The sequence below is a fragment of the Spiroplasma endosymbiont of Cleonymus obscurus genome, assembly GCF_964273375.1.
Classification (GTDB): domain Bacteria; phylum Bacillota_I; class Bacilli_A; order Mycoplasmatales; family VBWQ01; genus Spiroplasma_E.
Genome location: NZ_CAXWWA010000003.1, coordinates 124,384 through 145,063, shown reverse-complemented (window position 1 = coordinate 145,063; position 20,680 = coordinate 124,384). Strand labels below are relative to the sequence as shown.

Below are 20,680 nucleotides of genomic sequence, written 5' to 3'. Positions count from 1 at the left end.
AAATTAATTAGAAAAAACTATCCCTTAAATATAAATTTTATGTTAAGATATCTTAGTAAAATAAATTAAAAAATCTTTTTTTGCTATAGATTTAATTAAAAGGAGTGAATAAAGTGCGCAATATTCTTGCCTTAGTTGCAGCTTTCACGTTATCATCAACATCAACTATGTCTATTATAGCTTGTAATAATTCAAATGAAAGAGGCACAACTAATGTTTTCGACTGAAATAGTGCTTTTATAGATACAAGTACTACGACTGACACCTTTTTTAATTACTTATTAAATAATCCCAATAGTGGATGAGGTAAAACATTATATACTGATATTAATCAATATATTAATCTTTCAATTTTAAAAAATACTCCAGAATATAAAGATGATTATCTTGCTGCTTTGACAGCAGCTCAATCTGAGATGGAAAATAAAATAAAATCATTACAAGCAAAATATGGTCGTTCATGAGAAAAACAATGAAAGAAAGTATTGGGCGATGATGATGTTAATACTTACATTGATAATATTTTAAAAAAGAGTGCTTTAGGTATTATTCAACGTAGTTATGTTACTAGTAATTATAAGGATTATAAATACTACAATCAAAATGAAATTAATATTTGATTAAAGGATTTATGAGAACAAGTAAAGAGTGAAAACAATCCAAATGGTACTTATGATAGTGTACAACAATACATTAATGGTAAAACAAGTATTACTGATGCTGGTAAATATTCTAGCAAAATTTGAGTTGTTGCTAATGCCAATAGTTTAAATCCTGATCTTACTGATTTTAAACAATTAGATGATGCTGTTAAAGCTGCTAAAACATGAACTGGTGTTAATATTAGTTTCCCTGTTGTAAAAACTAGTGATGATAAGAATGATAGTAATTATGAAACAGATTCATACAATACTATTGATGGCTTATTAAGTAATAATCAATCTAAAATAGCTAAAGTAATGTTAAGAAATCAAGAATTAATTTGAACTCGTCAAATTGTTATTCCTTTTGATTCTACTGCTAAACCTTTACAAGAAAAGATTAGTGCTTCTCAGTTTTCTCAAAATAAAACTAAAATTAATGAAATTTTAAAGAATATTAGAACTAATGGTTTTGATCAAACATTCACTGAAGAAAAAGGGGCCGCTACTACTGATGTTAGTAAAACTGGTGATTTAGGATTAATGGATATTACTAAATCTTCACAAGAGAATAGTCCTTTTTATTATTACTTATATCGTTATGTAACTAGTGCTGAAGGTGTTGGTAAAAATGTTGATGGTATTCAACCATATAAATTAACACAATTTACTTCACCAACTGACAAGGAAAAGGGTTTAGATGACTTAATTCCTTATATAGACCGTGATAGTATTAAAGATAAAGGTAAAGATGGTACTAGCCAATATAATGATTTAGTTTATATGAAAGATATAAAAGGACCACAACTTCCTGATGCTGCAGTTAATAATGGACCTGGAGTTGGCATTTTTATTGATACTGGTGGTATTCATTTTATTCAAACGCCAGGTATCACATATCAACAGCAAGACAAACCTAAAAGCGATGAATCAACTTATAATATAATTAAAACATTTAAAAATCATAGAAAAGATACTTATCAGTGAAAAGACTTAGCACCGTTATCTGAGCGTCCAGGTGGATTATCTGATTCTCCTTATCTTGATTATTTACAAACTGGTTTTTTACTACAAAAATATACTCCAAATACAACTCTTACTTTTAATTTAAATGATGCATTAACAGCCTTTACTGGAGGTACTGGTAGCCTTGGTGATGCAACTTGATGAGATTATAATTTATACTTTAATAATAACTCGAGTTTAATTCATTGAAATTTACAGGATATATTTGGTTCAAGTCCTCTTGATCCAACTGATACGAAAATTAATAGCTTTGTTGAAAAAATGAAAAGTTGATTTGATAAAACTAAAGAAAATCGTTGAAACAATAGACAAGGTATTAATATTAATGCAGCATTTAAGGATAATATTATAAAAACTAATAATACATGAGATGGCTTTACACAAGATGCACCAGTTGCTCGTATGGATACTAATATTGCTAATTATCTAGATGTTGTTGGGAAACGAACATTATGATGATATGATCCAAGTATCATTAGTTCTTAGACGGGAGGTATTAAAAATGAAAAAGATAAAAAAGATTTTACCATTATTAACTTCAGTTACTCTTTTATCTGGTCCTGTATTATTATTAGTTGCTTGTGATAATGAACGTGATATGAGTAATTTACCTAGTGGTAAAATTCCTGATGATTATAAAAATCGTGTATTATTTAATTTTTTAGGAGTAAATTTTAATGAAACGATTTCTGCTCAGTTTAAGAATACTTATTCACAAGGTCTTGATTTTATTTTAAAAGATGTTGAAGGAACAATTGCTCAGCAAAAATTTTATGAATTTTTTCATAAGAAACTTCATTATAGTGAAGACACAAAAAATGCAGATGGTACTACTGCAATAATGGGAGAAGCCAATAAAGCTTTTATAAAACTTAAAGATGATTTAGGATTAAGTTTATTAACTCAAAAGTACTTAAGTGGTATTAATACAGCTAATTCACTAGATAAAGTATCAGCAGCAGATAATAATGAGTTATTATTTCAAAATCAAAGTTGACATCAGGATGGTACAAGTAAATTTAATTATCAAAATGTAGATTTTTATAAAGAAAAAAATAAAGATACTGGTAAAGTTAATGATCCTGATCAAATATTTACTCCTGATAGTTTATATAAAGATTATGGTGATAAAGATGCTGCTTTTGATGAACAATTAGCTGCCATTGCTAAACATCCAGATGACAATTATAGTAATGAAATTGGTAAATTATTACCAAATGATGCTAAAAAATGAAATAGTAGTGCTGGTATTAATAAAACACAAAAAAGTCTTTCTGGTACTGATATTCCAACTTATTCAAAATATTTAAAACGTTTCCAATGATGATTACGTTTTCGTTATCAACAATATTATCAATATGAAATTTTACCAGCATTAAATCAAACTTTATTTACAATGTCTTATATTTTAGACAATATTGTTGATATTAAAGATAATGAAGCAGGTAAACCTATAATTTCAACCCAAACAAATAACCTTTACATAAGTCAATTACAAGATACTACTGGTTGACAAAAGAGTAACTATAATGTAAATTGAAACTTTACTACTGATTTAGCAAATGCGCAAAGCATTGATAAAAAATGAAATAGTAGTCCTTCTGAACCTCCAAAGTGAGAGTCAATTGTTAAAGATGATGATTCAGGAAAAGGAAAAACTTTAAATTCTGATTTTTTTACTCAATTAACAAGCGGTAATGCCTCAACTATTAGTGAAATTGATCCTAATTTTGGTGCTAATGGTTTCTTAAGTACTGCAACTAATAATCAATTGGCTGCAGGTTGAGTATCTAATGGTGGATTACATTACACTACGAATAATAATATTGCTACATTTACTTACTCTGCTCCTATTTATTTCCTAAACCTTCTACAAAATTTAGATTTTAGTTTTTTAAGTAATAAAAACGAAGGCTGAGTTCCAGAAATTAGTAATTTAATTCATTCATGAAACATTAGTGGTAATGCTAGTCTTAAGACAGATTTCTCTAAGTATATAAGAGCTGATGGTAAGGAAAGCACTATTACCCAAGAAACAAAGTGAAATATATTTTGACAAATGTTATATTCTATATCTGCTAGTGATTCTGCAACTAAAGATTCACCAGCAGCTGAAAACTTTAAAATCGCTGCCCAAAATTTATTTCCAACATATATTCCAAAAAATAATATATATGAAGAAGAGTTTTGAAATAAGGTAAAAGAGTTTTATCCATAATAATACTTAATATTTTAAGTTATACTTATAAAGTAAGTTGAGGTGAAATATATGACAAATAAAGCATGCATTTTTTGTACAATTATTAAAGATACAAATAACTTAATTTTTGAAGATACAAATACAGTAGCATTCATGGATATCAATCCCGTAACTAAAGGACACATTCTAGTAATTCCAAAGCAACATTTTGAAACTTTTATTGATACTACACCTAAAATAGTGAGCGATGTTAGTATCACAACTCATAAAATTGCTAATTTGCTAATAAAAACTATTCCCGAAATTAAAGGATTTAATATTTTAACTAATAATGGTAGCGAAGCATTTCAAGAAGTATTTCATTATCATGTTCATATTATTCCAAAATATATTCGTGAAAAAGGGTTTTTAATTAATAGGACAAAAGAAAATGTTACAATTGATGATATTAATAATCTTAAAAAAATACTAAAATCACAATTAATGTAAAACAAATATTTAAGGAGGAAAAAAATGAAAAGTCTTAAGTTATTAACTTTACCTAAAATATTAATGCTAATTGGTGCTGTATGAATTATTGTTTTTAGTTTATTGTATGCAGCGGGAGTTATAACTTATAGTTTCTATGGCTGAAATGAAAATGGAGCTACATTAGTTATAATAGGTATTATTTATATTCTAATACCATTTTCAGTTAAACCCGGATTATGATCAAGACTATGAGCACTATTTATATCATTTCTTTCAGTTATAATAGTTATTGGTTTATTTGTTGGCAAAGATGTAGATTATAAGTCAACATGAACTTATATTAATGCTTTACCACATATTATCATGGCGTTTGGCTCTATTTTATGAATATTTAATAGTAAATAAGTCATAAAATAATTATTAATAACTTAAAATATTGGATAATATATTGTCCAATATTTTTTTTATAATTTTGGTTGAAAATAGTATTAAATCAATTTTTAATAAATAATTAATAATATTTTTAGAGTTTATTTTCAACATAAATAATAAGAAAAAAATATTATAATAGTTATTATTATCAAATTTTATAAAAATTATTAATTGATGAGTGGCATAACTACCTTTTTGTTTTCATCAAAAAAGCATTTTTTATTAATGATGCTATAATTTTAAGCATTAATAAAAAAAGAAAAAGGAGATTGAGATATGAAAAAAAGAAAAGTGTTAGAACCTGTTTAGAATCTTTTCGAAAATAATGTAAAATGATTATATATTTTAAAATAAGAGGTATATATGCATAAAAATTATTAATTGATGAATGAGTGGCATAACTACCTTTTTGTTTTCATCAAAAAAGCATTTTTTATTAATGATGCTATAATTTTAAGCATTAATAAAAAAAGAAAAAGGAGATTGAGATATGAAAAAAAGAAAAGTGTTAGAACCTGTTTAGAATCTTTTCGAAAATAATGTAAAATGATTATATATTTTAAAATAAGAGGTATATATGCATAAAAATTATCCAAGTCATGTCACCAAAGAACAATTTGAAAACATAAAATCAATTTTAGAAAATAGTAAAAAGAAAACAAAACCAAGAAGTTTAGATTTATATGAAATATTTTGTGCAATTTTATATGTTGGAATGGCAACCCTTTTTAGGACTATTTTTTGGTAGACATTTTTTCATGATATTTAACTGGAGTTAGGTAGTTTAAAGTGCTGTGGATTCGTATGTTGTTGTATCAATTGATATAATCAAATAATTCTAATTTTAATTGGATTAATGATGTAAAATTTTTATCATTAATAAATTCAGTTTTGAAAGTTTTGAAAGTTGCTTCAGCAACAGCATTATCATAAGGACAACCTTTTTTGCTTAAAGAACGGGTAATATTGAATGCTAATAAAAGTTTATCAATAGTTTTATTATTGAATTCATTACCGCGATCACTATGAAATATTTGAATATCTTTTAAACAGCGATTTGATTGCATAAATGCTTGATATACTAATGATGCATCTTTTTTAGTACCTACTACCTACACACTATGTCCAATAATTTCGCGGTTAAATAGGTCGATTAATAAGCAAATATAGTTTCACTTACCATTAACTTGAACATAAGTTAAATCACTAACAATAACTTCATTTTTAAGCCTATTATTAAAGTTTCTATTCACAAGATTGCTTATTTGGCTATCATTGACTTTGTTATGATGATTTTTAAATGATAATTTAGTGTATTTTGATATTAAATTATGCTGATTCATAATTTCTTTAATTTTTTTGCGTGATAAATAAATTTCTTTATTTTCTAGACTGACTTTTAATCTTCTTGTTCCATAAACTTCTTTATTTTGTTTAAAAGCACTAATAACAGCTTCATCATACATATTATTTTTGATTTTATCTTCTTTTTTCTTTAAATTAAAATAATATGTTGATTTAGAAAGTTTTAAAAAACGACAAATTGGACGAATTTTATATTTAGATTTATTATTTGTAATAATCTCTACTTTCTGCCTATTATTAGTGCTGCTTGCTTTAAAATATCATTCTCCATTCTTAATTGTTTTAATTCTTTATTTGCTTGAATTAATTGTTTTTCTAAATCCGAAAGATTATCTTTAGTTTTAAAACTGCCTGAATTTGTAAATTGCTTAATTCATTTATAAGTAGCTGCTCTTGTAACGTTGTATTCTTTAGCAAGGCAAGATACTGATTTGCCATTTTGATATAAAGATACTATTTGTTTTTTAAATTCATCATTATATGAGTTAATATTGGCCATAATTATATTTCCTTTCTTTTAACTAATTTGTTCACTTGTCTACGTAATTAGTGTCCAATAAAGTGTAACCCATCCACCCAAAGGAAGTAAGATTATTCAACCTCAAATTCAAGGTACAAATAATAGTCATCAAGAAAAGGTAATAATTTCCGAACCAACCATTTCACCATCTCTTTATGAAAGTAGTTTAGATTTACAAGCAACTAATGAAGATGATGAATTTGGTTTTGTAGTTGTTGATGAACCTTATAAAACATTACAATCAGAAGAAGTATCTGAGAAAGAAAGAGAAGATATTGATAGAGCGATTACATTAGAGGCTTTATCATTAAAAAGACAGGAAAGAAATAATAAAGCAATTGGTTTATATTTAGAAGAACAAGAAGAACTTGAAAAATCAGTACCATTATCCTTACAATCAGAAGAAGTATCTGAGAAAGAAAGAGAAGATATTGATAGAGCGATTGCATTAGAGGCTTTATCATTAAAAAGACAGGAAAGAAATAATAAAGCAATTGGTTTATATTTAGAAGAACAAGAAGAACTTGAAAAATCAGCAAAAACACAATCAAATTTAATGCAAGTAATCAAAAAATCTGAAATAGAAGAAATTAAAGTTTTAGAACAACAAAAAATAAATAAAATTTTAAATTTCTTAATTAAATTAGTAACTTTTGGAAAAATTAATAAAAATAAGAAAATTGAAATAGAAATTAGTCAAAAATGAAAAAAAATATCAGAATCATGTAGTAAAAAACCAAAAACAAATCCAACATTATTTTCAAAATCATCTGGAAAAGATTTTAATAAACAACAAGTAAACAATGAATCAGCAAACCTACCATTAATAAACTTAAATAAACCAAGAACATCACAAATGTAAAATATTAAGAAAAGAGTTATCTTATTTAAGATGAAATATTATTTTTTTTATCTTGGGGTGACCTTTTCTTGGTAATGTTTAGTAATCTGTGTAACTTACAAAAATAACTATGTTTAATTAATTCTAGTAAATATAATTAAATGACTAGAAAGAGTGAGTTACAGATGGCTAAAAAAGATAACTTTAATAATAATGATCCAATATCAAAAGCAGTAGATTTATTATTAGAAAATACTGAAGATTTAACAACAGTTTTTAAAGAAGGGGGTTTATATAAAGAATTAACAAAACGTTTAGTTGAAAAAATGTTGAATTCTGAGATGCAAAATTATTTAGGATATGAAAAAAATCAACATAGTAATAGTGACAATGCTCGTAATGGTATAAGTTCAAAAAAATTAATAACTCAACAAGGTAAAATTGAGATTGATGTACCACGAGATCGTAATAGTAATTTTACTCCTGTAATAGTGCCAAAAAGACAGAGAAGATTTGATGGTTTTGATCAACAAGTTCTTTCCTTATATGCAAAAGGTATAACATTATCAGATATTAGAATGCAGTTACAAGAGTTATATCATGGTGCTGATATTAGTGAAAGTGTTATTAGTCAAATTACTGATGATGTGATTGATGATGTCAAAGCATGACAAAATAGACCATTAGAAGGCATTTATCCCATTGTTTATTTTGATTGTATAGTAGTTAAAGTACGACAAGATAAACGCATTATTAACAAATCAGTTTATATAGCTTTAGGTGTTGATTTAGAAGGTAAAAAAGATGTTTTAGGTTTATGAATTAGTGAAAATGAAGGCGCTAAATTTTGATTAGCAAATTTCACAGAAATGAAAAATCGTGGCTTAAATGATATTCTTATTGCTTGTAGTGACAACTTAACAGGCATGTCAGAAGCAATACAATCAGTTTATCCTAAAACTGAACATCAATTATGTATAGTTCATCAAATCAGAAATAGTTTAAAATATGTTTCATACAAACATCGAAAATCACTAGTTACAGATTTAAAGCCAATTTATAATGCATGTAGTGAAGAACAAGCAATGCAAGCTTTAGAATCATTTGAAAGTAAATGAAATAAACACTATCCTCAAATTGCTAAATCTTGATATAAAAATTGAGATAATTTAATGATTTTTATTAGTTATCCTCCAGAAATCAAAAGAGTGATTTATACTACAAATTCTATTGAATCTGTTAATAGTCAATTACGAAAAGTCATCAGAAATAAAAAAGTTTTTCCAAATGATATGGCAGTTTTCAAAATATTTTATTTAGCAATTGAAAATATAACAAAAAAATGAACAATGCCCATTCAAAATTGAAATACAGCAATTGCTCATTTTATGATAAAATTTGAAGACAGAATTAATCTGAACTAGTACTTTGCAAAACAAAGATACACAGATTATTAAAAAGCCTCGGTTCTAATAATAAATCTACTGCTTTTGATATTGGATCATTATTATTAAAGTTATCTTTTTTAGCCATCTGTAACTCACTCTTTCTAGTCATTTAATTATATTTACTAGAATTAATTAAACATAGTTATTTTTGTAAGTTACACAGATTACTAAACATTACCTTTTTTCTAGTTTATTTTTTAGTTCTTGTATTTTTTCATTATCGTTAGTGTTTTTGTTTTCTTCTTTTAGTTGTTCAATTTCTTTGTTAGCTTCTTCTAATTTAATTTGTGTTTCATTTAATTTAGATTGAATTTCTTCTTTTTCTTTATTGGTTTCTTCTAATTTATTTTCTATTTCTTTTTTTTCAAGTTCTGTCTCTGCTAGTTTTTTTCTAATTGTTCTATTTTTTCAATATTTTTTAATTCATCTTCGGTTTTATTTTCTTTTAGTTGTTCGATTTCTTTATTGGCTTCTTCTAACTTAGATTCTATTTCATTTAATTTATTTTCAATTGCTTTTTTTCTAGTTCTGTATTTTCTAGTTTATTTTTTAGTTCTTGTAGTTGTTCACTATCTTTACTGTTTTCAATTTCTTCTAATAGTTGTTCGATTTCTTTGTTAGCTTCTTCTAATTTAATTTGTGTTTCATTTAATTTAGATTGAATTTCTTCTTTTTCTTGTTTAATTTTTTCTAATTCTGTGTCAACATTTTCTTTTTCTTCCTCTTCAGTTTCTTCAAATTCATTTATTGTATTATTTATTTCATTATTATTTAGTTTACTTGACATAAAATTTGTCTCCTTTTTATTTATTAATTTGATTTATTTTTGGACTCCTTTTATAGTAATATGTTAATAAAACACAAATTTAGAGTAGAAATTAAATTATTTTTTTGTTTTTTGAAATAATAAATAAATTCAGTTGTTTAAAATTTCATTTTAAAAAAATGAATAGTAATTTAATAGTTATTGTTCTTACAAAGATTAATTTTAATAAATTAATAAAATTTTTAATGCTAGATTTAATTGTAAAATTTCAATTAATTATCATTTTTATTTTTTATATTTAAGATTTACTTAAAATATTTTTTTGTTCAAAATTATAGATTTAAAAATATAAAAAATGCATTAATATATTAAATTAGTTACTATATTAAATAGTAAATAATATTGAATTAAATGAATTAATTTTATATAATTTAATAATAAATTTTTATTTTTTAAAAATTACTCTAAGCAAATCTTAACTAAAGTTTATATCTGAAAAAATGAATATACAATAAAAAAAATACCAGTTAAATTATATTTTTGATTAAATAGAAAAAATCTTTCTTGTAATTTTTATTCTATAAAGTTAATAATTAATATTTTTTTCTTTTTAATTTATAAAAATATTTCATAATTTTATCTTTTTGCTTGTAATAACTAATATTTATGGTTAATATTAAAATTGAAATTAATATTTATATTAATCTAAATTAGATAAGTATAATTAATAATAATTAGTTTTCAGCGAGAGTGAATAGTGTAAGCACTTAACCATTATTAATTAGAAGCTCCTAATTTAACAATTTTAATCATTAATTAAGTGCATTTACTTTGTAAGTGAATTAGGATGGTACCGCGTTAAAAAACGTTCCTATTTTGATAGGAATTTTTATTATTTTGAGGAGAAATTATTATGTCAATAAAATGAACAACAGATAAAGTTAGAACAACTTGATTAAATTTTTTTAAAAGTTATGATCATCACATTTTAGAAAGTGCATCACTTGTTCCAAATGATGATCCTTCACTATTGTGGATTAATTCTGGAGTTGCTACATTAAAACCATATTTTGATGGACGACAAACCCCAATTGCTAAAAGATTAGCAAATTCACAAAAAGCAATTAGAACTAATGATATTGAAAATATTGGTATTACAGCAAGACATCAAACTTTTTTTGAAATGTTAGGTAATTTTTCAATTGGTGATTATTTTAAAAAAGAAGCTATTGTTTGAGGATGAGAATTTTTAACTAGTAAAAAGTGATTAAATTTAGATGCTAATTTATTATATGTAACAGTTTTTAATGAAGATGAAGAAACATATAATTTATGATTAAATATTATTAAATTACCAAAAGAACGTATTATTAAAGGTACAAGATCTACTAACTTTTGAGATATGGGTCAAGGTCCTTGTGGTCCTAATACTGAAATTTATTATGATCGTGGTATTAAATATGATCCTAAAAATATTGGTATTAAATTATTAAAAGATGATATTGAAAATGATCGTTATATTGAAATTTGAAATATTGTTTTTTCACAATTTAATAATGATGGCAAAAATAATTATACTGATTTACCAAGAAAAAATATTGATACTGGTGCAGGATTAGAAAGACTAGTAGCAATTTTACAAGATGTGCCAACTAACTTTGATACTGATTTATTTCAAAATATTATTCATGAATGTGAAAAATTGACAAATTTTCGTTATGATATTAATAATTATTTTACACAAGAGATTAAACAAAAAACTATTAATACTGCATTTAAAATTATTGCTGATCATATTCGTTGCTTAGTTTTTGCAATTAGTGATGGTGTTTTTCCTAGTAATAAAGATCGTGGTTATGTATTACGAAGATTGATTAGAAGAGCTGTTGTATATGGACAAAAACTTAATATTAATGAACCATTTTTGTTTAAGTTAGTTTCAATTATTATCAAAGTTATGGGTCAACATTATCAAGAATTACATAAAAAAGTCGATTTAGTAACTAATATTATTAAAATCGAAGAATTAAAATTTTGAACAACATTGATAACAGGAAAACAATTATTATTACAAGTTATTAAAGATAATAAAAAAGTAGATGCAACTGCGGCTTTTAAATTATTTGATACCTATGGTTATCCTATTGAATTAACATTAGAGATTGCAAATGAAGAAAATGCGACTGTTGATTTAAAAGGTTTTCAAAAGTTATTGGATAACAGTAAAGATAATACAAGAAAGGTAAGAATTAATCATCAAGCATTAACAATTCAATCTTCATTACTAACTAATTTAAAAGTTCCTTCAACCTTTTTTGTTGGTTATGATAAAGAACAAATAAATACAAATATTGTTTTTATGTTTAAATCAGAGCATGAGGTAAAATTTTTAAAAAATGAAAAAGGTTATTTAATTTTAAATGAAACACCTTTTTATGCAGAAAAGGGGGGGCAAGCATCTGATGATGGTATTATCAAAGGAGAAAATGGAACGGCCTCTGTTATTGATGTACAACAAGGACCACAAAAACAGCATATTCATCAAGTGGAAGTAAAAGGTGAATTAACACAAACAGAAATTGTTGAAGCACAAATTAATAGTTCACATCGTTTTTATACAAGAAAAAATCATTCAGGAACTCATTTATTACATGCTGCTTTAAGAAAATTATTAGGTTTACATGTTATGCAATCTGGAAGTTTTAATAATTATCAATATTTACGATTAGATTTTAGTCATTATGAAATGTTAACTTTAGAACAAATTATAAGTATAGAACAACAAGTAAGTAAATGAATTAAAGGTAAATATCCTTGTGAAATTATTTATTGTACATATGAAGAAGCAATCAAAATTGGAGCTTTAGCTTTTTTTGGTGAAAAATATGAAGAAAAAGTTCGAGTAATTAAGTTTGGTGATTTTTCAATTGAACTTTGTGGGGGTACTCATTGTTATAATTCACAAGAAGTAGAACAATTATTAATAACTAATGTTGAGTCAAAAGGATCTGGTTCTTATCGAATTCATGCTTTAACATCATTAAAAACTATTAATGAATACTTAACACAACAAATAATGATGATTAAAGAACAAAGCAATAGTTTATTTATTCAATATCAAAAAAATAAAGATAATTGTATGCAAGAAGAAGAAATTGAAAAAATATATGATGCTATTAATAATTTAAAAGTGGTAGCTGCTGATTGAAGAAAAGGAAAAATGTTATTACTAGAATTACATGGTTTATTTAAAAAATGACAAATTAATTTTGAAGAATTAAATCGTCAGAAGATAGTGAAAAAATATTTAACTTTAGTTCCAAAAAATGAAAATATTTATAAACTATTAATTGCAAATTTTGAAAATTTAGATATTAAAACATTAAGAGAAATAATTGAACATTATCGTAATCAATATCAAAATATTATTATTATTTTTATTAATAAAATTAATAATCAAGAATATTTAGTATTAGTTGCTTCAAGTAAAGAATTGCATAATAATAAACAGTATCAAAGTAATAATATTTTACAAAAAATATTAAAAACATATAATGGTAAGGGTGGCGGTAGCCCAATCTTAGCGCAAGGGAAGATTGATAAGTTTATTACAGAAAAAGAAATTAATAAAATTATATATTAAACTTAATGCTTATATGTATTAATTTATATAAATATTATATGATATACAATAATATATGTTCAACATCAATAATGTTTTACAATCATATATAACATTATTACAGTAATTGCATAATCTTTTATAATTTCTTATTGATGAAATATAAAAAATAGTAGTGATAATAATTTTAGAACCTGTTTAGAATCTTTTCGAAAATAATGTAAAATGATTATATATTTTAAAATAAGAGGTATATATGCATAAAAATTATCCAAGTCATGTCACCAAAGAACAATTTGAAAACATAAAATCAATTTTAGAAAATAGTAAAAAGAAAACAAAACCAAGAAGTTTAGATTTATATGAAATATTTTGTGCAATTTTATATGTATTAAAAAGTGGTTGTCAATGAAGAATGTTACCAAAAAATTTTCCAAAATGACAAACTGTATATTATTATTTTCAAATTTGAAGTAAAAATAATGGTAAAGAACCTAGTGTATTGCAATTAATTTTAAAAAAAATTAGTTAAAAAAGTTCGTATCAACAATAATCGCAAAGAACAAACTAGTTTTTGTATAATTGATTCGCAAAGTGTTAAAAATACAGATACTACTGAAAATAAAGGTTATGATGCTGGTAAAAAGATTTCAGGCATAAAACGTCATATTGTTGTTGATTCTCAAGGTTTACCACATGCAATTTACATAACCACGGCAGAAAAAACAGATCGTAATAGCGCTATAATAATGATTGAAAATGAAAAAGAAAATCTTTCTGCAGTTCAAAAAATAATAGTAGATGCTGGTTATACTGGTGAAAAATTTGCTTCTGAAATCAAAACAATCATAAATGCAAATGTTGAAGTGATAAAACGCAATGAATTACATACTTTTGTAGTATTACCAAAAAGATGAATTGTAGAACGAAGCTTTGCTTGATTAGAAAAATACAGAAGATTATGAAAAAATTGTGAAAGAAAACTAAATACTAGTTTACAAATGGTTGTTCTTTCATTTATTTCAGTTTTATTAAAAAGATTCTAAACAGGTTCTTAGAAAAAAATACATTTTTTAATTAATAACTTGTATTTTTTCTAAAATTTAATAAAATAACTAAGTGTAAACTAAATATTGGTTTTTTAACTCATTATTTTAATTTAAAAATAAATGAGTTTTTATTGTATTTAATAAATAAAAAACATAAAAAATACAATAGGTGTATTAGAAATACTCTATTGCTTAAACCAATAAAATAGATTTCAAATGTCCATCTTAAGTATAGAGGAGATAAATATTATGGCATATAACAAACAATCTGATTTATCACATATTAATGGTGGTTTGCCTTCAACTTCATCAAATAATTCAAAAGATGAAGAAAGATTAAAAAAAGAGATTTATGGTCAATTGTTTAGAAGTGAAATTTTACATCAAATTTATGAACTATGCGAATCCTCTCAACAAGAAGATTATGAATCTGCTTTAAAAATATTATCTAAAAAATGCAAGATGAGTCAAGAAAATGCAAAAGATTTATTAGAAAAGATTACTAAAATATTACAATCATCAAGGTTAACAATTAATTTTGATTTTTCAAAAATATACGATATTAATAATAAATGACCAGAGGTTTTAAACTGTTTTGCTTATAAGGAAAAACCAAATGAAATTTCTAACTATAATGTAGGTCGAGCAAGTATAGAGGAAGTTGCATTTTATCTAAATCAATTATTTGATAATAGTAAGTATGAAAAATTTGGACGTTTTTCAACCCTTACTGGCGATCAAACAAAAAGAAGTGCTAATTTTCAGTGAACAAGTAGACCTTGCTATGCAGCATTAGATTTTTTGGAAAATCCTATGGGTGGAGCTCCTATGTATGGAAAATCTTTTATTATACTAAAAGATTATGTAAAACATAATTGTACATATAGTCCTTATGATACGTATTCACCACCTACGTTCAGTGGTGGGAAATTAAAAGATAAAATATCTACTTTTTTACACTTCCCAAGATTGATAAGATATTGTCAAAATGATTTATTTGGATATAATTGTTTAAAAAGTTTAATTAATAAAGCTAATGGAAAAAAATTTGTTCCTCATCGTAATTATGGTAAAAGTGAAGGAAATTATATAGAGGCTCATGTTTATTCTAGAATCTTATTTGCACGTGATATAAAACAAATTTGCTTATCAAAAGCGGAATTTGATACTCATCCACCTAATAAACAAAAACAAATATTAGAAAAAATAAATGAAATAAACTCATGTTTAGGATCTTCATTTATTATATTCATAACTGAAGAAGAATATAAAATAAAACAAGAAGAAAGACATTTAGAAGATAAATTATCATTAAAACAAGAAAAAATAACAAAATTAAAAAGTGATATTGTCAAGTTAGAGAAAAAAAAGATAAATCCAATTTTAAATTTTGTTATTAAAGTTTTTAGTTTTGGATGTATTAATAAAAATAAAGAAATTAAAGAAATAATAAATGCTAAAAATATTGAAATTAAAAATTTGTTGTTAGAGATAAAAAATAATGAAACACCACATTCACCATTAATTTCAACGGAAACTATGCCATTATTACAAGATCAAAAAGTAACTGATGAAAAAAAAATTGATAAACAATCAGCAAATGATGAAGAATTAAATAATCCCTTTTTAAACAGTTGTTCAAATTCACAACAAAATCTTCTTTAATAAAATATATATTGAACCATTTTAATAACCATACTGATATTATTATTTTTCTATTTTTTTTAATTAAATATGGTAAAGTTAAATCATAAAAAAAATATATCATAGTTAGTATTAGCTACTATTAAAATTTTTTAAAATTTCTAATTTTTATTTACACTCTTTTATTGTAAAAAAATAAAAATAATTTAGTAACAATCTAGTTTATTAATTATAATTTTTATTTATAAGTATTAAAAGAGAATGTCATTCAATTGAAATGTATATTTAAGTAGTCCTATTTTACTTATTAAAAGTAAAGCAGGACTTTTATAATTAAAAGGGGGAAAAATGAAAACAAAAAAGAATTCAGAACAAACACCTTTATTAAATAAAAATAACAATAATTACAATGCAATCAAAAATCAAGATCAACCTTCAATAAGTCAAGAACATGTTAATGGATATCATCAAGAAAATTTAGAAGTTAGAAATAAAGACAATATTAATTACACAAGAACAGAAAGTCAAGATCAACCTTCAACAAGTCAAGAATATGTTAATGGATATCATCAAGAAAATTTAGAAGTTAGAAATAAAGACAATATTAATTACACAAGAACAGAAAGTCAAGATCAATTTTCAACAAGCGATGAAGAAGAGTGAATAGATGATACTAATAGTCGTTATGGTGGAATAACACAAAAAAGATTGGATATTAATGAACGTTGAAAATATCGTACGAGATTTGAACCTGGTGTAGTATATTCTGGTATAATGATTCATGAAAATGTTATTGATATTTCTAATGTTTTAAAATGACAGAAAACTATTCGTTTGAAAAACGGTAGACTGATTTTAGAATTATCAAATTTAGATGAAAATAATCAATTTGAACAAAAATTTAAAATATATGAAAATGAAAATGCATACCTTAGTGATTTAAAATCATTAGATTTAAGTACTTTTACAGAAATAAAAAAACACACCTATTAATTGATATTTTATTATCGCTGCATTAGGAATTATTCCTATTGTTGTGTTTGCATGAACTACACAAAGAGTATTTTCAGTTAATATTACAGATAATAAACCTCATCCATCTAATGATTGAATAACTAATATTCTTGACGTTACTAATGAAAAAACACAACATAATCTTATGATGGCAAGTGCTGATATTATTTTTAGTCTTCTTACTGGTGAAATTTTTAAATGATCGCGTAAGGTTATTAGTTCTTGTTGTCAAACTAGAAGTGTTGCTAATTCACCTGTTAATAATTCATACTTTATTACATCATTAATTCATCTTTGATCAACATTTAGTAATCATGTAGTTGTTACTGCTGCTGCAATGTATACTCTTGATAGTTTTACTTGACCAAATTATGGTTGAAAATTAATTGATAAATTTAATATCTTATCTACTATTGCTAGACTTTATGCTATGACAACTATTAATAATGGTTTTAAATGATCATTAAGTACATTAAATAATGAGTTTCAATTATCGGTAATGTTTAGTAATCTGTGTAACTTACAAAAATAACTATGTTTAATTAATTCTAGTAAATATTATAAATTCTTTTTAGTTTCATTTTTCTTTCTATACTGTTTGGATGGGTTACACTTTATTGGACACTAATTACGTAGACAAGTGAACAAATTAGTTAAAAGAAAGGAAATATAATTATGGCCAATATTAACTCATATAATGATGAATTTAAAAAACAAATAGTATCTTTATATCAAAATGGCAAATCAGTATCTTGCCTTGCTAAAGAATACAACGTTACAAGAGCAGCTACTTATAAATGAATTAAGCAATTTACAAATTCAGGCAGTTTTAAAACTAAAGATAATCTTTCGGATTTAGAAAAACAATTAATTCAAGCAAATAAAGAATTAAAACAATTAAGAATGGAGAATGATATTTTAAAGCAAGCAGCACTAATAATAGGCAGAAAGTAGAGATTATTACAAATAATAAATCTAAATATAAAATTCGTCCAATTTGTCGTTTTTTAAAACTTTCTAAATCAACATATTATTTTAATTTAAAGAAAAAAGAAGATAAAATCAAAAATAATATGTATGATGAAGCTGTTATTAGTGCTTTTAAACAAAATAAAGAAGTTTATGGAACAAGAAGATTAAAAGTCAGTCTAGAAAATAAAGAAATTTATTTATCACGCAAAAAAATTAAAGAAATTATGAATCAGCATAATTTAATATAAAAAATAGGTAATGTTTAGTAATCTGTGTAACTTACAAAAATAACTATGTTTAATTAATTCTAGTAAATATAATTAAATGACTAGAAAGAGTGAGTTACAGATGGCTAAAAAAGATAACTTTAATAATAATGATCCAATATCAAAAGCAGTAGATTTATTATTAGAAAATACTGAAGATTTAACAACAGTTTTTAAAGAAGGGGGTTTATATAAAGAATTAACAAAACGTTTAGTTGAAAAAATGTTGAATTCTGAGATGCAAAATTATTTAGGATATGAAAAAAATCAACATAGTAATAGTGACAATGCTCGTAATGGTATAAGTTCAAAAAAATTAATAACTCAACAAGGTAAAATTGAGATTGATGTACCACGAGATCGTAATAGTAATTTTACTCCTGTAATAGTGCCAAAAAGACAGAGAAGATTTGATGGTTTTGATCAACAAGTTCTTTCCTTATATGCAAAAGGTATGACATTATCAGATATTAGAATGCAGTTACAAGAGTTATATCAGGGTGCTGATATTAGTGAAAGTATTATTAGTCAAATTACTGATGATGTGATTGATGATGTCAAAGCATGACAAAATAGACCATTAGAAGGCATTTATCCTATTGTTTATTTTGATTGTATAGTAGTTAAAGTACGACAAGATAAACGCATTATTAACAAATCAGTTTATATAGCTTTAGGAGTTGATTTAGAAGGTAAAAAAGATGTTTTAGGTTTATGAATTAGTGAAAATGAAGGTGCTAAATTTTGATTAGCAAATTTAACAGAAATGAAAAATCGTGGCTTAAATGATATTCTTATTGCCTGCAGTGATAATTTAACAGGCATGTCAGAAGAAGCAATACAATCAGTTTATCTTAAAACAGAACATCAATTATGCATAGTTCATCAAATTAGAAATAGTTTGAAATATGTCTCATATAAGCATAGAAAATCTCTAGTTGCAGATTTAAAACCAATTTATACTGCATGTAGTGAAGAACAAGCAATGCAGGCTTTAGAATCCTTTGAAAATAAGTGAAATAAACACTATCCTCAAATTGCTAAATCTTGATATAAAAATTGAGGGTAATGTTTAGTAATCTGTGTAACTTACAAAAATAACTATGTTTAATTAATTCTAGTAAATATAATTAAATGACTAGAAAGAGTGAGTTACAGATGGCTAAAAAAGATAACTTTAATAATAATGATCCAATATCAAAAGCAGTAGATTTATTATTAGAAAATACTGAAGATTTAACAACAGTTTTTAAAGAAGGGGGTTTATATAAAGAATTAACAAAACGTTTAGTTGAAAAAATGTTGAATTCTGAGATGCAAAATTATTTAGGATATGAAAAAAATCAACATAGTAATAGTGACAATGCTCGTAATGGTATAAGTTCAAAAAAATTAATAACTCAACAAGGTAAAATTGAGATTGATGTACCACGAGATCGTAATAGTAATTTTACTCCTGTAATAGTGCCAAAAAGACAGAGAAGATTTGATGGTTTTGATCAACAAGTTCTTTCCTTATATGCAAAAGGTATGACATTATCAGATATTAGAATGCAGTTACAAGAGTTATATCAGGGTGCTGATATTAGTGAAAGTATTATTAGTCAAATTACTGATGATGTGATTGATGATGTCAAAGCATGACAAAATAGACCATTAGAAGGCATTTATCCTATTGTTTATTTTGATTGTATAGTAGTTAAAGTACGACAAGATAAACGCATTATTAACAAATCAGTTTATATAGCTTTAGGAGTTGATTTAGAAGGTAAAAAAGATGTTTTAGGTTTATGAATTAGTGAAAATGAAGGTGCTAAATTTTGATTAGCAAATTTAACAGAAATGAAAAATCGTGGCTTAAATGATATTCTTATTGCCTGCAGTGATAATTTAACAGGCATGTCAGAAGCAATACAATCAGTTTATCTTAAAACAGAACATCAATTATGCATAGTTCATCAAATTAGAAATAGTTTGAAATATGTCTCATATAAGCATAGAAAATCTCTAGTTGCAGATTTAAAACCAATTTATACTGCATGTAGTGAAGAACAAGCAATGCAGGCTTTAGAATCCTTTGAAAATAAGTGAAATAAACACTATCCTCAAATTGCTAAATCTTGATATAAAAATTGAGATAATTTAATGGTTTTTATTAGTTATCCTGCAGAAATTAAAAGAGTGATTTATACAACAAATGCTATTGAATCTGTAAATAGTCAATTACGAAAAATTATCAGAAATAAAAAAGTTTTTCCTAATGATATGGCAGTTTTTAAAATATTTTATTTAGCAATTGAAAATATAACAAAAAAATGAACAATGCCCATTCAAAATTGAAATACAGCAATTGCTCATTTTATGATAAAATTTGAAGATAGAATTAATCTAAACTAGTACTTT

Annotated in this window: 17 protein-coding genes and 3 pseudogenes; 16 read left to right on the top strand and 4 right to left on the bottom strand. The window is 24.6% G+C overall.

The window, feature by feature from the left end; translation table 4 throughout:
* Positions 1–104 precede the first annotated feature (104 nt).
* From ACI2WJ_RS07535 to ACI2WJ_RS07515, 5 genes and pseudogenes are all read left to right on the top strand, one after another.
* Positions 105–2,153, top strand: coding sequence for a hypothetical protein (locus ACI2WJ_RS07535; RefSeq protein ID WP_400255374.1), 2,049 nt, complete (start codon positions 105–107; stop codon positions 2,151–2,153).
* Positions 2,104–3,885: a hypothetical protein gene (locus ACI2WJ_RS07530; protein ID WP_400255373.1), complete on the top strand. Its 1,782-nt coding sequence runs from the start codon at positions 2,104–2,106 to the stop codon at positions 3,883–3,885. Before ACI2WJ_RS07535 ends, ACI2WJ_RS07530 begins: the two co-directional genes overlap by 50 nt.
* A gap of 51 nt (positions 3,886–3,936) precedes the next feature.
* Positions 3,937–4,356 (top strand): HIT family protein, encoded by a 420-nt coding sequence (locus ACI2WJ_RS07525; RefSeq protein WP_400255372.1) that lies wholly within the window; start codon positions 3,937–3,939, stop codon positions 4,354–4,356.
* 24 nt (positions 4,357–4,380) lie between these two features.
* Positions 4,381–4,743 (top strand): hypothetical protein, encoded by a 363-nt coding sequence (locus ACI2WJ_RS07520; RefSeq protein WP_252318892.1) that lies wholly within the window; start codon positions 4,381–4,383, stop codon positions 4,741–4,743.
* A 604-nt stretch (positions 4,744–5,347) separates the two neighbouring features.
* Positions 5,348–5,482, top strand: a pseudogene (locus ACI2WJ_RS07515) (IS5/IS1182 family transposase); the annotation flags it as partial.
* A 22-nt stretch (positions 5,483–5,504) separates the two neighbouring features.
* Here the strand turns inward: ACI2WJ_RS07515 and ACI2WJ_RS07510 are convergent.
* A pseudogene (locus tag ACI2WJ_RS07510) lies at positions 5,505–6,634 on the bottom strand (IS3 family transposase).
* A gap of 246 nt (positions 6,635–6,880) precedes the next feature.
* Positions 6,881–7,225 carry a hypothetical protein gene (locus tag ACI2WJ_RS07505; protein WP_400255371.1) on the bottom strand — a complete coding sequence of 115 codons (345 nt, stop codon included), beginning with the start codon at positions 7,223–7,225 and terminating at the stop codon, positions 6,881–6,883.
* Between ACI2WJ_RS07505 and ACI2WJ_RS07500 the strand changes: the two genes are divergently transcribed.
* Positions 7,212–7,517 carry a hypothetical protein gene (locus tag ACI2WJ_RS07500; RefSeq protein ID WP_400255370.1) on the top strand — a complete coding sequence of 102 codons (306 nt, stop codon included), beginning with the start codon at positions 7,212–7,214 and terminating at the stop codon, positions 7,515–7,517. The genes ACI2WJ_RS07505 and ACI2WJ_RS07500 overlap by 14 nt on opposite strands.
* A 164-nt stretch (positions 7,518–7,681) precedes the next feature.
* The gene (locus ACI2WJ_RS07495) at positions 7,682–8,920 is read left to right on the top strand and encodes an IS256 family transposase (RefSeq protein WP_400255438.1); all 1,239 of its coding nucleotides are present in this window, start codon (positions 7,682–7,684) and stop codon (positions 8,918–8,920) included.
* Here the strand turns inward: ACI2WJ_RS07495 and ACI2WJ_RS07490 are convergent.
* Positions 8,907–9,053, bottom strand: a complete 147-nt coding sequence (locus tag ACI2WJ_RS07490) for a hypothetical protein (protein ID WP_400255369.1) — start codon at positions 9,051–9,053, stop codon at positions 8,907–8,909. The genes ACI2WJ_RS07495 and ACI2WJ_RS07490 overlap by 14 nt on opposite strands.
* Before the next feature lie 387 nt (positions 9,054–9,440).
* Positions 9,441–9,731 (bottom strand): hypothetical protein, encoded by a 291-nt coding sequence (locus ACI2WJ_RS07485; protein ID WP_400255368.1) that lies wholly within the window; start codon positions 9,729–9,731, stop codon positions 9,441–9,443.
* An 892-nt stretch (positions 9,732–10,623) separates the two neighbouring features.
* On the opposite strand from ACI2WJ_RS07485, the gene alaS reads away from it, so the two are divergent.
* The 9 genes and pseudogenes from alaS (at position 10,624) to ACI2WJ_RS07440 (ending at position 20,674) form a co-directional block, all read left to right on the top strand.
* Positions 10,624–13,353 (top strand): alanine--tRNA ligase, encoded by a 2,730-nt coding sequence (gene alaS / locus ACI2WJ_RS07480; RefSeq protein ID WP_400255367.1) that lies wholly within the window; start codon positions 10,624–10,626, stop codon positions 13,351–13,353.
* Between the two features lie 235 nt (positions 13,354–13,588).
* Positions 13,589–14,378, top strand: a protein-coding gene (locus tag ACI2WJ_RS07475; RefSeq protein ID WP_400254448.1) for an IS5 family transposase whose coding sequence is annotated in 2 segments (ribosomal slippage) — positions 13,589–13,849 and positions 13,851–14,378 — 789 coding nt in all. Because the reading frame shifts where the segments join, the coding sequence is not laid out codon by codon here.
* Positions 14,379–14,630: 252 nt separating this feature from the next.
* Complete coding sequence (locus tag ACI2WJ_RS07470; protein ID WP_400255366.1) at positions 14,631–16,046, top strand: DUF3626 domain-containing protein; 1,416 nt, start codon at positions 14,631–14,633, stop codon at positions 16,044–16,046.
* A 327-nt stretch (positions 16,047–16,373) separates the two neighbouring features.
* Complete coding sequence (locus ACI2WJ_RS07465; protein ID WP_400255365.1) at positions 16,374–17,018, top strand: hypothetical protein; 645 nt, start codon at positions 16,374–16,376, stop codon at positions 17,016–17,018.
* A gap of 43 nt (positions 17,019–17,061) precedes the next feature.
* Positions 17,062–17,571 carry a hypothetical protein gene (locus ACI2WJ_RS07460; protein ID WP_400255364.1) on the top strand — a complete coding sequence of 170 codons (510 nt, stop codon included), beginning with the start codon at positions 17,062–17,064 and terminating at the stop codon, positions 17,569–17,571.
* A gap of 143 nt (positions 17,572–17,714) precedes the next feature.
* Positions 17,715–17,993, top strand: coding sequence for a transposase (locus ACI2WJ_RS07455; RefSeq protein WP_400254803.1), 279 nt, complete (start codon positions 17,715–17,717; stop codon positions 17,991–17,993).
* A gap of 119 nt (positions 17,994–18,112) precedes the next feature.
* A complete protein-coding gene (locus tag ACI2WJ_RS07450) occupies positions 18,113–18,259 on the top strand; it encodes an IS3 family transposase (RefSeq protein WP_400255363.1) in 147 nt (48 codons plus the stop codon).
* A gap of 100 nt (positions 18,260–18,359) precedes the next feature.
* Positions 18,360–19,340: pseudogene (locus ACI2WJ_RS07445) on the top strand (IS256 family transposase); the annotation flags it as partial.
* Positions 19,341–19,435: 95 nt separating this feature from the next.
* Positions 19,436–20,674, top strand: a complete 1,239-nt coding sequence (locus tag ACI2WJ_RS07440) for an IS256 family transposase (protein WP_400255219.1) — start codon at positions 19,436–19,438, stop codon at positions 20,672–20,674.
* The last annotated feature ends 6 nt before the right edge of the window (positions 20,675–20,680 follow it).